General features: G+C 46.5%; 9 protein-coding genes and 1 rRNA gene. 1 reads left to right on the plus strand and 9 read right to left on the minus strand.

Annotated features, from left to right (window positions below):
• Nucleotides 1-34: 34 nt before the first annotated feature.
• Nucleotides 35-1,592: ribosomal RNA gene (locus tag NST94_RS27115) — 16S ribosomal RNA — on the minus strand.
• Between the two features lie 404 nt (nt 1,593-1,996).
• Here NST94_RS27115 and NST94_RS27120 point away from each other — a divergent pair.
• Nucleotides 1,997-3,253: an MFS transporter gene (locus NST94_RS27120; RefSeq protein ID WP_076123743.1), complete on the plus strand. Its 1,257-nt coding sequence runs from the start codon at nt 1,997-1,999 to the stop codon at nt 3,251-3,253.
• A 4-nt stretch (nt 3,254-3,257) separates the two neighbouring features.
• Here NST94_RS27120 and NST94_RS27125 read toward each other — a convergent pair whose 3' ends face one another.
• The 8 genes from NST94_RS27125 to NST94_RS27160 form a co-directional block, all read right to left on the minus strand.
• Nucleotides 3,258-5,117, minus strand: a complete 1,860-nt coding sequence (locus tag NST94_RS27125; RefSeq protein ID WP_339281468.1) for a PBP1A family penicillin-binding protein — start codon at nt 5,115-5,117, stop codon at nt 3,258-3,260.
• A complete protein-coding gene (locus tag NST94_RS27130) occupies nt 5,114-5,698 on the minus strand; it encodes a hypothetical protein (protein WP_339281469.1) in 585 nt (194 codons plus the stop codon). Before NST94_RS27130 ends, NST94_RS27125 begins: the two co-directional genes overlap by 4 nt.
• Before the next feature lie 62 nt (nt 5,699-5,760).
• Complete coding sequence (locus NST94_RS27135; RefSeq protein WP_339281470.1) at nt 5,761-6,873, minus strand: HAMP domain-containing sensor histidine kinase; 1,113 nt, start codon at nt 6,871-6,873, stop codon at nt 5,761-5,763.
• Between the two features lie 19 nt (nt 6,874-6,892).
• Nucleotides 6,893-7,600 carry a response regulator transcription factor gene (locus tag NST94_RS27140; RefSeq protein ID WP_036678667.1) on the minus strand — a complete coding sequence of 236 codons (708 nt, stop codon included), beginning with the start codon at nt 7,598-7,600 and terminating at the stop codon, nt 6,893-6,895.
• A gap of 181 nt (nt 7,601-7,781) precedes the next feature.
• Nucleotides 7,782-9,794 (minus strand): NAD-dependent DNA ligase LigA, encoded by a 2,013-nt coding sequence (gene ligA / locus NST94_RS27145; protein ID WP_339281471.1) that lies wholly within the window; start codon nt 9,792-9,794, stop codon nt 7,782-7,784.
• 77 nt (nt 9,795-9,871) lie between these two features.
• On the minus strand, nt 9,872-12,211 hold the full coding sequence (gene pcrA / locus NST94_RS27150; RefSeq protein WP_076276865.1) for a DNA helicase PcrA: 2,340 nt from the start codon (nt 12,209-12,211) through the stop codon (nt 9,872-9,874).
• 61 nt (nt 12,212-12,272) lie between these two features.
• Nucleotides 12,273-12,992 (minus strand): heptaprenylglyceryl phosphate synthase, encoded by a 720-nt coding sequence (locus tag NST94_RS27155; RefSeq protein WP_139330100.1) that lies wholly within the window; start codon nt 12,990-12,992, stop codon nt 12,273-12,275.
• A 226-nt stretch (nt 12,993-13,218) separates the two neighbouring features.
• Nucleotides 13,219-14,085, minus strand: a complete 867-nt coding sequence (locus NST94_RS27160; RefSeq protein ID WP_076179707.1) for a phosphatidylinositol-specific phospholipase C/glycerophosphodiester phosphodiesterase family protein — start codon at nt 14,083-14,085, stop codon at nt 13,219-13,221.
• Nucleotides 14,086-14,089 lie beyond the last annotated feature (4 nt).

The raw sequence follows: 14,089 nt of genomic DNA on the forward strand, positions 1-14,089 counted from the left end.
GAATGTTCTCATTGCAGAGAACGATTCTCCATAGAAAGGAGGTGATCCAGCCGCACCTTCCGATACGGCTACCTTGTTACGACTTCACCCCAATCATCTACCCCACCTTCGGCGGCTGGCTCCCTTGCGGGTTACCCCACCGACTTCGGGTGTTGTAAACTCTCGTGGTGTGACGGGCGGTGTGTACAAGACCCGGGAACGTATTCACCGCGGCATGCTGATCCGCGATTACTAGCAATTCCGACTTCATGCAGGCGAGTTGCAGCCTGCAATCCGAACTGAGACCGGCTTTGATGGGATTGGCTCCACCTCGCGGCTTCGCTTCCCGTTGTACCGGCCATTGTAGTACGTGTGTAGCCCAGGTCATAAGGGGCATGATGATTTGACGTCATCCCCACCTTCCTCCGGTTTGTCACCGGCAGTCACTCTAGAGTGCCCAGCATTACCTGCTGGCAACTAAAGTTAAGGGTTGCGCTCGTTGCGGGACTTAACCCAACATCTCACGACACGAGCTGACGACAACCATGCACCACCTGTCTCCTCTGTCCCGAAGGCCGCTGCTATCTCTAGCAGATTCAGAGGGATGTCAAGACCTGGTAAGGTTCTTCGCGTTGCTTCGAATTAAACCACATACTCCACTGCTTGTGCGGGTCCCCGTCAATTCCTTTGAGTTTCAGTCTTGCGACCGTACTCCCCAGGCGGAGTGCTTACTGTGTTAACTTCGGCACCAAGGGTATCGAAACCCCTAACACCTAGCACTCATCGTTTACGGCGTGGACTACCAGGGTATCTAATCCTGTTTGCTCCCCACGCTTTCGCGCCTCAGCGTCAGTTACAGCCCAGAAAGTCGCCTTCGCCACTGGTGTTCCTCCACATATCTACGCATTTCACCGCTACACGTGGAATTCCACTTTCCTCTTCTGTACTCAAGCCACCCAGTTTCCAGTGCGACCTCAGGTTGAGCCCAAGGTTTAAACACCAGACTTAAATAGCCGCCTGCGCGCGCTTTACGCCCAATAATTCCGGACAACGCTTGCCCCCTACGTATTACCGCGGCTGCTGGCACGTAGTTAGCCGGGGCTTTCTTCTCAGGTACCGTCACTCCGGTAACAGTTACTCTACCGGACGTTCTTCCCTGGCAACAGAGCTTTACGATCCGAAAACCTTCATCACTCACGCGGCGTTGCTCCGTCAGGCTTTCGCCCATTGCGGAAGATTCCCTACTGCTGCCTCCCGTAGGAGTCTGGGCCGTGTCTCAGTCCCAGTGTGGCCGTTCACCCTCTCAGGTCGGCTACGCATCGTCGCCTTGGTGGGCCGTTACCCCACCAACTAGCTAATGCGCCGCAGGCCCATCCCTCAGTGACAGATTGCTCCGTCTTTCATTCTTCTCTCAGGAGAAAAAAGAAATTATCCGGTATTAGCTACCGTTTCCGGTAGTTATCCCAGTCTGAAGGGCAGGTTGCCTACGTGTTACTCACCCGTCCGCCGCTAAGTTGTCTTGAAAGCAAGCTTTCAAGACAACTCCGCTCGACTTGCATGTATTAGGCACGCCGCCAGCGTTCGTCCTGAGCCAGGATCAAACTCTCCAATTAGTATTGAAAAGAGCGATATGCTCATTTTGAAACTGACGATTCATTAATTGAATCTTTTTAAAAATTAACGTGTTCCATTTGTTCAGTTTTCAAAGAACTTGCTCCTAGCATTTCGACATTCAATGTCTCATACACAGGAATTAGAGTATATCATGTTTGTTTCTATCTTGTCAACTTATTTCTTCATCGCTTGTGTTTCGTATGTGCGATGCGTCGTAAGCACAAGAGATAATATACCATGCTGTCATTGAGTTTGCAAGCTTTTTTTGAAATAAAAAAATCATTCGTATAAATAACTTCGATACAACACAAATTGATACCATTCATCCATTATTTGTGGCTAAATAGAATTTATCGTATTCGCCAATCTTACCTTTTAACTATCAGTACAGAGAGGAGTCAAAATGAAGACCAAACCTACAGACGCTGCATCCACGGTAGACAGCAAGAACAAGGAGCAGCGTAATCTGCAGCAGGCAACGATTTATAAAATTTTGTTAGCTGTCAGTTTTGTTCATTTATTTAATGATTCTATACAGGCAGTCATTCCAGCAATCTTCCCTATTCTCAAAGATAATCTACTGCTCTCTTTCGCCCAGATTGGATGGATCTCATTCGCTTTAAATATGACGTCATCAGTAATCCAACCCGTCATTGGATATGCTGCAGACCGTAAACCCCGTCCTATATTATTACCACTGGGTATGTGCAGCACATTTTTAGGTGTACTTCTATTGGCTTATGCCAATAGCTATTTTCTGGTCTTATTCTCGGTTATCCTGATCGGATTCGGTTCAGCCACCTTCCACCCAGAGGGTATGCGTGTTGCTCATATGGCCGCAGGTCAGCGAAAGGGATTGTCGCAATCTATTTTTCAAGTGGGCGGCAATGCTGGACAGTCCCTGGGTCCAATGCTTACGAAATGGGTGTTCATCCCCTTTGGCCAGATTGGTGCCCTAGGCTTCACGATCGTCGCGGCTGCCGGAATCGCTGTTCAGACCTATGTAGCTCGCTGGTATAGAGAAATGCTAGATGCCGGTTATACCTTTCATAAAAAATCAACAGCACGGGCAATCGACCCCGCCCGCCGAAAAAGCATACGAACAGCAACGATTATTCTTGTATTCCTAGTCTTTGTTAGGTCTTGGTATGGCGCTTCTATCGGCAGTTACTACGCCTTCTATCTAATGGACAAATATCAAATGACGCTGGATAAAGCCCAAATCTATATTTTTATGTATTTGGCTGCTGGCGCAGTGGGCACATTTTTTGGAGGTCCGCTGGCTGACCGTTTTGGACGGCGTAATCTCATCTTACTATCAATGGTAGGAACCGTTCCCTTTGCACTTGCTCTACCCTTTGTAGGTCCATTATGGGCGGCTGTATTGCTGCTGATTGGCGGTTTCATCCTTCTGTCCAGCTTCTCTGTTACCGTCATTTATGCTCAAATGCTATATCCGGGCAACATTGGCACAGTTTCAGGTCTGATCACGGGACTTGCTTTTGGACTCGGCGGGATCGGCTCATTAGTCCTCGGCAACCTCATTGATAGTATCGGGATTGCTAAAGTGTTCATCGCTTGCGGCTTCCTCCCGCTGCTTGGGTTTCTTGCCTTGCTGCTTCCTAGAGATGAGAAATTAGAAGAATGGGCGGCGCAATAACTTCTCAATGATCACTTAAGGCTTTACTCATTACTGTAGAAAATAGAGCGGCAGCCTTCCCGCTGCCTTCAGTCATGTAATTATCCTGATTCGTACGATCAAAACCCATCCATACCGCAGCTGTCCACTCCGAAGTATAGCCTACAAACCAAAGATCCCGATTAGCTTTCTTGCTCACGCCAGCCAAGTCCAATTGGGTCGTACCGGTCTTTCCCGCTACTGGTCTGTTCATCTGCGCTTTTTTCCCTGTTCCTTCATTAACAACATTGCGTAACATAGCCGTCATCGCTTCTGCGGTACGCGGCGAGATTACCTGACGTGATTCAGAGGGATGAGTATACAAGACCTTCCCTTTTGAATCCGTTATGGAGCGCACCATATGAGCCGCATTAAATTTCCCTCCACTAGCAAAGACACTGTAGGCCTGGGCCATTTTTAGTGGAGAAACCCCATTATGAAGCCCCCCCAAAGCTATTGATAAATGATTGTCCTCCTCCGTCAGTACAATTCCTAATTTGGCGGCAAATTGCCGCGCAGAAGAGATTCCAACCTGCTTCAATACCCATACGGCTGGTGCATTGATGGATTTTTGCAAAGCTGTGTTCATTGTGACCTGACCTTGGTATATACCGTTCAAGTTCTCAGGCTTGTAGCTGCCATAAGCAACTTTACGGTCGGACAGCATACTATTCGGGTTGAATTTCCCGCTCTCCAGTGCAGGTCCATAATCAATGATCGGCTTAAAGCTGGAACCCGGCTGACGTGCATCAATAATAGCTCTGTTCAAATTGCCCTCGTTTTGATCTCGCCCACCAATCAATGCCACTACTTCTCCTGTACGATGATCCATTATGGTCATAGCTGCTTCTACCTGCTGATCTTTTCCGTCAGGTGGAAATGAAGCCTCTTTGAGAACGGCCTGCTCAAGTGCCTGCTGTGCTTTGATGTTCAAACCTGTAACTATAGTGTAGCCGCCTGTACGAAGCTCCTCTACGGATTTCCCTGTGATCTGAGCCGCTTCCTTAAGGGCGGCATCCACATAGTACACTCCGGCAACCCCATTTTCGACCGCAGCTGGAGGCTGATATTGTTTATTCATAGCTTCCTGCATTTGCCCATTCGTGATTAGTCGCTGATTGAACATCATCTTTAGCACTACATTTCTTCTCGTTTTGGATAATGCACTATTGTCTACTGGGTTATAAATAGAGGGGCCTTTAGGGATTCCCACCAGAGTGGCTATTTGCCAGATCTCCAATTTTTTCAGATCAGACACGCCGAAGTAACGCTTCGCTGCTGCTTTTACTCCATATTGTCCCCGCCCCATATAAATCTGATTGAGGTACAGCTGCAAAATCTCACGTTTCGTCAGTCGCTGCTCCAAGGCAAAAGCAATAGAGGTTTCATTTAACTTGCGCAGCATATTCTTATCTCTGTTCAAATAAAGATTGCGAGCAAGCTGTTGAGTAATACTACTGCCACCTTCTGATAAACTCATGTCCAAGATATTTTTCAAGAAAGCGCGTGATATCCCTTTATAATCGACCCCTTGATGGCTATAAAAACGGCGGTCTTCTACTGTTAAAAACGTATCTATTAATAAAGCCGGCATCTCCTCAAGCTCTGCTGTAAGCCTATAACCAGAGCTCGGTAGCGGAGTCATTCGTATAACTGTTCCATCTGAAGCTGTGATGAGGCTTGATTCTGGCAATTGCAGCCTCTCCTCATGCCGGTTAAGTACAATCCCCCCATACTGGTATACATAGAACAAAATCAAAAGCACCAATACCGTACTAATAACACTCACATCAAATAATAGGTACCCTACTCGCAATATCCGGGTGCGTGCATTCCATCTGCTCATGATTCGATAATCAGGTTCTCCAGGAACCGCTCCATACTGCGTACTTCATCATTCGCTGCTGCAAGAAGTGTATGTACTTCCGCCCCATCCTCTTCAACCTCACGGAGAGTGCGAAGTATCGCCCTAGTTCTTATTAATAAAGCTACTGCTGGTGTGTCTTCTATCCGCTTTGAGCTTGCACCTCTATCTGGAACTTCTATTCTTTGCATTCGATTGAGGTTAGCAGCAATTTCACCTATTTCTCCTCCAGAGAGAACCTTGATGTTCTGGGCGACTCCTTTATCTGCCAGCTCCGTGGTTCCCACCACTAGCGAGCGCAAATCATCAGCCATTTTCTGTGAACGAAGAACATACAGCCCACCGAAGACTAGAATAAATAGAAGGATGGCACTAGGGGTTTGACCCATATGATTAATAACCCAATGAATAAGCCGGACAAAAAAGGCTCCTGGTTGACCCGAATAATGAGAATACAGCAAAGCGACAGCCCGCTGGACAACAAAAAGAAAGGCAGCACTCAAAAGAGCGCAACCCATAAAAATATATAAATAGCTGATACGAACCGTCCGAAGTTTTGACATGGTAGTTCCCTCCTTGTGCCACAAGGATAACTTCCAAATCTTAAGAACCCGCCATAGTTTTCTTAAGATTTTATGAAGAATGGGAAACGGGTAATAAAATCCGTGCGAAGAGACGTACTTTCTACATAAATAACGCCATTGTGGCGTTCGATGATACTTTTGGCAATCGCAAGTCCAAGCCCTGAGCCGCCTGTATGCTGTGAACGCGACTTTTCTGCCCGATAGAATCGTTCAAAAATAAAAGGGATATCACTTTCCGCAATTCTCTCTCCGAAGTTGCTAATTCGGACCACAGCATCATTTTCCTTTTTACTGAAACCTATCTCCAATTTTCCGCCGCTTCTGCCGTAACGGATCGCGTTAGTAATCAAATTTTCATAAGCACGTACTAATTCTTTAGGCGAAGCCTCTATCCATAACTCATCAGCAACGTCCCCGATTTCATAGATCATATCCGCCTTTGTTAGTTCAGGAACTGACTCCTCCGCCAGCTGCCGTATGAAGGCCTTCAAATCCAATCTCTGCATAACCAAAGGGTACTCTCCACTATTTACACGTGTGTATTCAAAAAGATCATCGATCAGTTTACGCAGCACCAGGGATTTGTTGTAGGCTATATCCACGTAATACCGGATTTCCGCTTCTTCCTGACATCGATCTTGTTCGATGTATTCCAGAAAGCCCAAGACAGAGGTAAGCGGGGTGCGTAAATCATGGGAAACACCTGTGATCAAGTCATTTTTCGCATTTACAGCTTTACGTTCCTCCTCTATGGAGTGCTGCAAACGCTCAGCCATTTCATTAATATTCTCAGCCAGCACACCCAGCTCATCTGTGGTTCTGACTTCAATTCTATGGGACATCCCGGAGCTTGTAATTTCTCGAATCCCTTTTGTGATCTCTTCCAGATACAGCACAACTTTACGAGTGTAGATAAAAAAGAATAATAAAAAGCTGATAATACCCGCTGCTGTCATTAGTGGCATAGAGCCAATATGATTAATAATCCAGCGCAGTATGCGTGAATAGGGAGCCGACTCTGAAGCCGGATTTAGATAGATCATAAAGTTGACGAGTTGGTACCCTGCCATGAGCAGCAAAGCGCCCGAAAGCACACTCAGCAAAAAAGCAAACATAAACTTCCAGCGAATCGTCGTTATATATTTAGAATTCAAGAAGCCTCACCTAATCCTTTCAGGAAGGTCCGTCTAATTTATAGCCAACTCCCCAGACGGTTTGTATATAACGTGGGCGTTTCGAATCGATTTCGATTTTGTCTCGGAGATTACGAATATGTACCATCACTGTGTTACCGCCATCTAAAAAGGGTTCATTCCATACCTTATTGTAAATTTGCTCCAAGCTAAGCACTTGACCTTGGTGTCTCGCTAAAAGCTCTAGAATAGAGAATTCCCGCGGAGTAAGTTTAATCTTCTGCTGGTCTACATATACCTCATGCTTAGACGTATCTATAGTCAGATCCTCAAAGCTTAGTTTGCTGTCGTTTCCTAACGTATTACTATCCTTATTAAATCCGTGATAACGGCGCAACTGTGATTTTACTCGTGCCACAATCTCCAAAGGATTAAACGGCTTGCCCACGTAGTCATCTGCCCCGAGGCTCAGGCCGGAGATCTTGTCCATATCTGTATTTTTGGCTGATAGTATGATAATTGGCATTTTCCGCTCTTCACGGATCTTCATACATGCAGCTAGCCCGTCCATTTTAGGCATCATGACATCAAGAATAATTAGATCAACTTCCTCTTTCTGCAGACATTCCAGCGCTTCCATTCCATCATAAGCCTTTAGCAGTCTATAGCCTTCATTACAGAGATAAATCGTTAACAGTTCTACAATTTCCTTCTCATCGTCTACTAACAATATCGTTTCTCTCTTCACAGGAAGGGTTTCCTTTCAAATATAGTAATAAATATCTATAGCCTATATATTAGCAGATCAACCGAATTTTTTTCTAAAAAAGAAACGTTTAGTTGTAATCCACGCAAAAAAGGCCCCTGCTCCTCTCGTACTTAAACGAAATGGAACCGGGAACCTTTTGGAATCGAATATAGTTTGTTACTTACATATCCAACAAGCGAATTAGCTCATCTTCATCCTCAATGACTTGAATGCCTAACTGCTGGGCTTTGGCCAGCTTACTGCCAGCTTTTTCACCAGCGATAACTAAATCCGTCTTCTTGGACACACTTCCCGACACCTTTGCTCCGAGTGCTTCCAGACGTTCAGCTGCTTCATCTCGGGTAAGCTTTTGCAAGGAACCGGTCAATACGACCGTTTTGCCACTAAAGAAGGAATCGGTACTAACAGGACGTGGCGCCTCAGGAGCCTTTGCTTCCACACCCAACGTCCGCAAGCGGGAAACATTAGCTACTACAACTGGGTCTGCGAAGAAGCTGACAATGCTCTCGGCGACAATCCCACCAATGTCTGGTAACTCAGCGAGCTCCTCGGCTTTGGCCTGCATCACAGCATCCAGATCGCGGAAATGATCAGCCAACATCTTCGTCGTTGCTTTACCTGTGTTAGGGATCCCTAACGCAAAGAGAAATGAAGCAAGATCTCTACCTTTGCTATCTTCTAAAGCTTGCAGCAAATTCTGTGCTTTTTTCTCACCAAAACGGTTCAGCTGTACAAGCTGCTCAAAGTTCAGTTCATACAGATCCGCAGAGTCATGTACATTAAGCTCATCATAGAGCTGACCCGCCGTCTTCTCACTGAACGTCTCGATATCCATCGCATCACGCGAAGCAAAGTGGGTGATCCGACTGATAATCTGCGGCCTACAATTCAGTTTATTGTTACAGAAAAGATGTGCTCCGCGCATTTCTAACGGATATCCACAAGCTGGACAGTCCTCAGGGAAAATAATCTCTCCACCGTCATTCTCCTCTGTTACCTTGCCGAGAATTTCTGGGATAACATCATTGGAACGGCGAATAAAGACCCGCGAACCTAAGGCGAATTTCAAGTTTTTGCGCTCAATATCACCCACATTATTCAGGGTGCAGTTCTGAACGGTAACTCCGGCAAGCTCTACAGCCTCAACCCGAGCCAGCGGAGTCACTTTACCTGTACGACCTACATTCCAGCTAACAGACTCCAGCACGGTCGTCGTTTCTTCGGCTTCAAATTTATAAGCAACTGCCCAACGCGGGAACTTGTCAGTGTAGCCAAGCACCTCACGGATCCGGAAATCCGTGACCTTAATTACAGCCCCATCAATGAGGTAATCAAGACTCGAACGACTCTCCTCGATTCCAGCGAGCTGCTCAGTTACATCATCAAAATCATTGCAGTAGGTCAGGTATGGGTTCACTTTAAATTTGTTATTCCGCAGAAAATCCATCATTTCCTGATGGTCAGCGAACTCCGCGCCTTCTGCAAAGCCTACATTATAGAAAAAAGCGTTCAAACGGCGGTCCGCAGTAGTCTTCGGATTAAGATTACGCAGTGCACCTGCTGCTGCATTACGCGCATTCTTCAGCGGTTCTGCAGCCCTTGCATTATAATCAGCCAGCACAGACAGATTCATAATCCCTTCACCCTGAACCTCAATGACCCCATCCTTGAAGGGAATCGTCAATGGAACGGATTTGATGGTCTTCACCTGTGCAAGTATTCCTTCGCCAACTACACCATTGCCACGCGTTGATGCCTGTTCGAGAACACCATTACGATAGGTTAAATTCAGCGTCAAGCCATCGAACTTCAGTTCTACTGCATAACAAGGATCAGGAAGAGGGGTATCTGGATTCTTAAGATTGTATTCATTCACTAACCGGAGCACCCGGGTATTCCAGCTGCGCAGCTGTTCAATATTCTGTGCTTTATCCAGACTCCAAAGCGGTGCCAGATGCCGATGCGGCGTGAAGCCCTTAAGCAGCTCTCCACCTACACGTTGTGTAGGCGAATCCGGTAGTACGAAGCCACTCTCAGCCTCCAGTGCTACAAGCTTGTCGTATAAAACATCGTATTCCTTATCGCTGACTAGCGGTGCATCCAGCGTGTAGTAGTGGTAATTATAGTTATTTAATTCCGCAACAAGCTCTTCCATCACATGCATAGCATCCATGCAGGTACATCCCTCCGTCAATAAGTTTCCTAAAGTTAGCGTGGTCTAAATATCCGTTCGTTAATCGTTGTCTGCTATTATTCCACTTTGGTAATCGGCGCAAACCCCGCAAGCAGGCGTTTCACACCCACGGGAGCCGGAAAAGCAATCTGTAGCTCCGTGTCATTCCCACTGCCTTTAACAGATACAACGGTGCCCGTGCCCCATTTGCCGTGGGAGACCTTGTCACCCGCTTTGTAATCGCCAGCTGCTGCAGCCCCTGCTCCGGTAGCACGCTGTGCGCCTCCGGAGGTCACGGTCACGCTGCTCTTGCTTGCCGCCGCTGACGCCGTGCTTCCGCCGCCTGCCGGCGTAGCTCCGGCGGCGCCACCCCGGCCGCCAAAGTTCCCACGGCCACCGCTGCCGAAACCGCGTCCGCCGTAAGCACCGCCTGCCTCCGCGCCTCCGCGCTGGAAGCGGTCTTGAGTCTTAACGGTATCTTCCTTCAGTTCCTCCGGAATCTCCTCTAAGAAGCGGGACGGTTGGTTCGCCGTCGTCCGGCCAAAGAGCGTACGCATCCGCGCACAAGAGAGAAACAGTTGTTTCTCCGCGCGGGTGATCCCCACATACGCAAGCCGGCGTTCCTCCTCCAGCTCGTCGTTGTCCTGGAAGGCACGGCTGTGTGGGAACACGCCTTCTTCCATTCCGACGATAAATACCGTCGGGAACTCCAGACCTTTGGCGCTGTGCATCGTCATTAACACAACCGCATCACTACGATCCTCTTCATCATCGTTCACACTATCGATATCTGCGATAAGTGCAAGATCCGTGAGGAAGGAGACCAGCGACTTGTCTTCGTTGTTCTTTTCAAACTCCATCGTCACCGATAAGAACTCATCGATATTCTCTAGCCGCGAGCGTGATTCGAGTGTGTTTTCATTTTGCAGCTCCAAACGGTACTGCGACATTTCCAGTATTTTTTCCGTCAATTCGGTTACAGACAAGAACTCCACCATACGGTGTAGAGCTTCAATCATATCGTAGAACTCTACTAGCATATTCCGCGTCCGTCCGGCAAAGCCCAAATCATCGACCGTTTGCAGCACTCGGAAAATAGAAACACCACGTTCACCAGCAGCAGCTGCCAGCTTGCCAACCGTTGTATCCCCTAATCCACGCTTAGGAACATTAATAATACGCGTCAGGCTGATATCATCATCAGGGTTAGACAGTAAACGTAGATACGCCAGCAGATCCTTGATTTCTTTACGATCATAGAACTTGATCCCGCCAACGATTTGATATGGAATATCTGATTTGATCAAAATTTCTTCTATTACCCGTGACTGGGCATTCGTCCGATACAGAATCGCGTGATTCTGGTAAGCTTGACCTTGCTTCACATTTTTGCTGATTTCTCCGGTTACAAAATACCCTTCGTCATGCTCGGAATCCGCCCGGTACACCTTAATCTTGGCGCCTTCCTCGGAATCGGTCCACAGCTTTTTCGGTTTACGGCCACTATTAAGCGCGATTACCCCATTGGCTGCATTCAGGATATTAGCGGTTGAACGGTAATTCTGTTCTAGCAGAATCGTCTTCGCTTCCGGATAATCCTCTTCAAAATTAAGAATATTCGTAATATCCGCACCACGCCAGCGATAGATCGACTGGTCACTATCCCCTACCACACAAATGCGGTGGTGGCTGTCTGCCAGCATGCGGCACAACATGTATTGTGCTCTGTTCGTATCCTGATACTCATCCACATGGATGTATTTGAACTTCTTTTGGTAAAAATCCAGAACCTCGGGAACTTCCTTAAATAATTCGATAGTCTTCATAATCAAATCATCAAAATCAAGCGAGTTATTACTTCTCAAACGCCGTTGGTACATTTTATAAACCTTGGCAACTAAACCTTCGAAATAATCACCGACTTTTTGCTCATACTGCGCCGGAGTAATCAGTTCATTCTTAGATGCGCTAATTATGGCTTGTACAGCTTTCGGTTCGAATTTTTTCGTATCAATATTCAGTTCCTTCATGCAATTACGAATGACTGATAACTGGTCTGTAGAGTCCAGAATCGAGAAGTTGGAAGTAAATCCAATGCGCTCAATATCCTTCCGCAAGATCCGAACACACATGGAGTGAAAGGTGGATACCCAAATATCTCTTCCCTCAGGTCCAACGAGCTTAGATACACGTTCCTGCATTTCCCTCGCAGCTTTATTCGTAAATGTAATCGCCAAAATCGCCCAAGGCGGCGCCTTTCGATTAGCAATCAGCCAGGCAATTCTGTGAGTCAGCACTCTCGTCTTCCCACTGCCCGCACCAGCCATAATCAAAAGGGGTCCTTCAGTAGTTTCGACAGCCTGCCTTTGTGGAGGATTCAATCGGCTGACCGCGTCTTGTATGTTAATAAGTTGCATGTGTAACATGCTCCTTTCTAAAAATGAAATTACAAATCATAAGTAGTCCATAAGCTAACCGCTAGTCGAACTGCTCTTGCACCGTCTTTTTAACAGCAAATACCGTACGAATTGCCTGCTCTACATCCCGATAAATAATATTGCCGACAACTACTGTATCACATAGAGCTGCTGCCTGCTCGGCCTCTGCCTCACAAGTAATGCCGCCTCCATAAAATAGTTGGGCTTGCTCCACCATCTCACGCACTATACGTACTGTCTCCATATCCCCAAATCTACCGCTATATTCAAGATAGACTATTGGCAGGGACATCAGCTTGTCCGCAACCTGGGCATACGCAGCCGCCTCTTCAGCATTAATGGTTGTCTCGGCCCCTGTAATCCGCGCAACTGAAGAATCACTGTTCAAAACGACGTAACCTTCCGTTAGCAGCTGATCCCATGGGATCATAAATCCATAACGCTCTATAGCTCGACGATGATGGCCTACAATCCAAGCTGGATCAGGTGTATTTAGCACCATAGGAATCATATAAAGATCAAATCCGGGTACAGCAGCTTCAAGTTCGGATACCTCGAGTGCACAGGGCAGCTCAAAACGTCTTACTCTTGATAAGAGATCTACTGTATTCTCATAAGTAACTCCTGTAGAGCCTCCTATCAATATGGCATCCGTGCCGGACAAGCAAACGGCCTCCAAATCCTCATCTGAAATCATACGATCTGGGTCCAACTTAAACACATGCCGCCAAGGTTTGATCATTTGCTGTACTGATTTCATGGGAATCATCCTTAATTGTCATTTGGGCAAGACAAAACACTCCTGCCGCCGCAAAAGATATAGATCTAGTCTATGCCAGCACAGGAGGTGTGTCAATTTAAAGCGAACAAAAATACGAACATTTTTTCGTATGTAAATTTGATGTCCCCGCAAAGTACCTGAATACGCATCTGAGGAAAGCAGCACTTTGCAGGGATATATTAGTTGTAATGAGTGGATATAGATTTCAACGTATACCTCTGAGGTTATTCAAATCATTTTCAGGCACAAAATCACTATAAAATCCGTCTACTCCCATACGAGATAGCTCTCTAATCTCATCCTCTTCATCCACTGTATGAACGTATACACGAGCTCCGATATTTTTTAACTGTTTGACAAAACTCTTGGTGGCCCGGCTAACTGGCATCGTAATATCCACACCTGTTTTTTTAACAAACTCAATAACTTGTTCATCCGTATCCTTAGATTGGTACAGGGTGTAAAGCACTTCTGGAAAAGAATACACCTTATTGATCTCATCAAGCATCGGCTGATTGTAGATCTGTGGAACTATCCGCTCCAACAACGCTGGATCCCGACGCTGCGCCGCTTCGGTCAGCAATGTAAATTGCTTCTCTATAAGTTCCGGTTGGATTTCTTTGGTATCCGTAACGATATAAGCATCTGGATAATTCTGCATTAGATCAAGCACCTTCTCAATATCAAGCGGAGAGTATATATTCAGGATGGGGCTGTCCATAAATTCCTCGTAATCTAGTGCCACACCCTGTTTATTAGCAGGGAGAACCTCCAACTGACCTAAAAGCTTGCTCATATTGCCTGTCCATTCATGCCGGGCAACCAACTGATCATCCTTCGATAACAAAAAATCAACTTCAAATACGCGAGTTCCCCGTTCATAGTTAGCGACAAAGGCCTCCCAAGCATTGGTATACGTATATCCGTTAATTCCCCCCATGGCATGTGCAACGATTCTGTGCGCTTCAAAACCGCTCGTGGGTTGCTCTTCCTCTTTGTTCAACGTTATTACAAGAATCATTATTAGTGCGACAATCATTACTACGGTTGCAATAATCTTTTTCTTATTCATAGTT

This window comes from Paenibacillus sp. FSL H8-0282 (assembly GCF_037963825.1).
Taxonomy (GTDB): domain Bacteria; phylum Bacillota; class Bacilli; order Paenibacillales; family Paenibacillaceae; genus Paenibacillus_AQ; species Paenibacillus_AQ odorifer.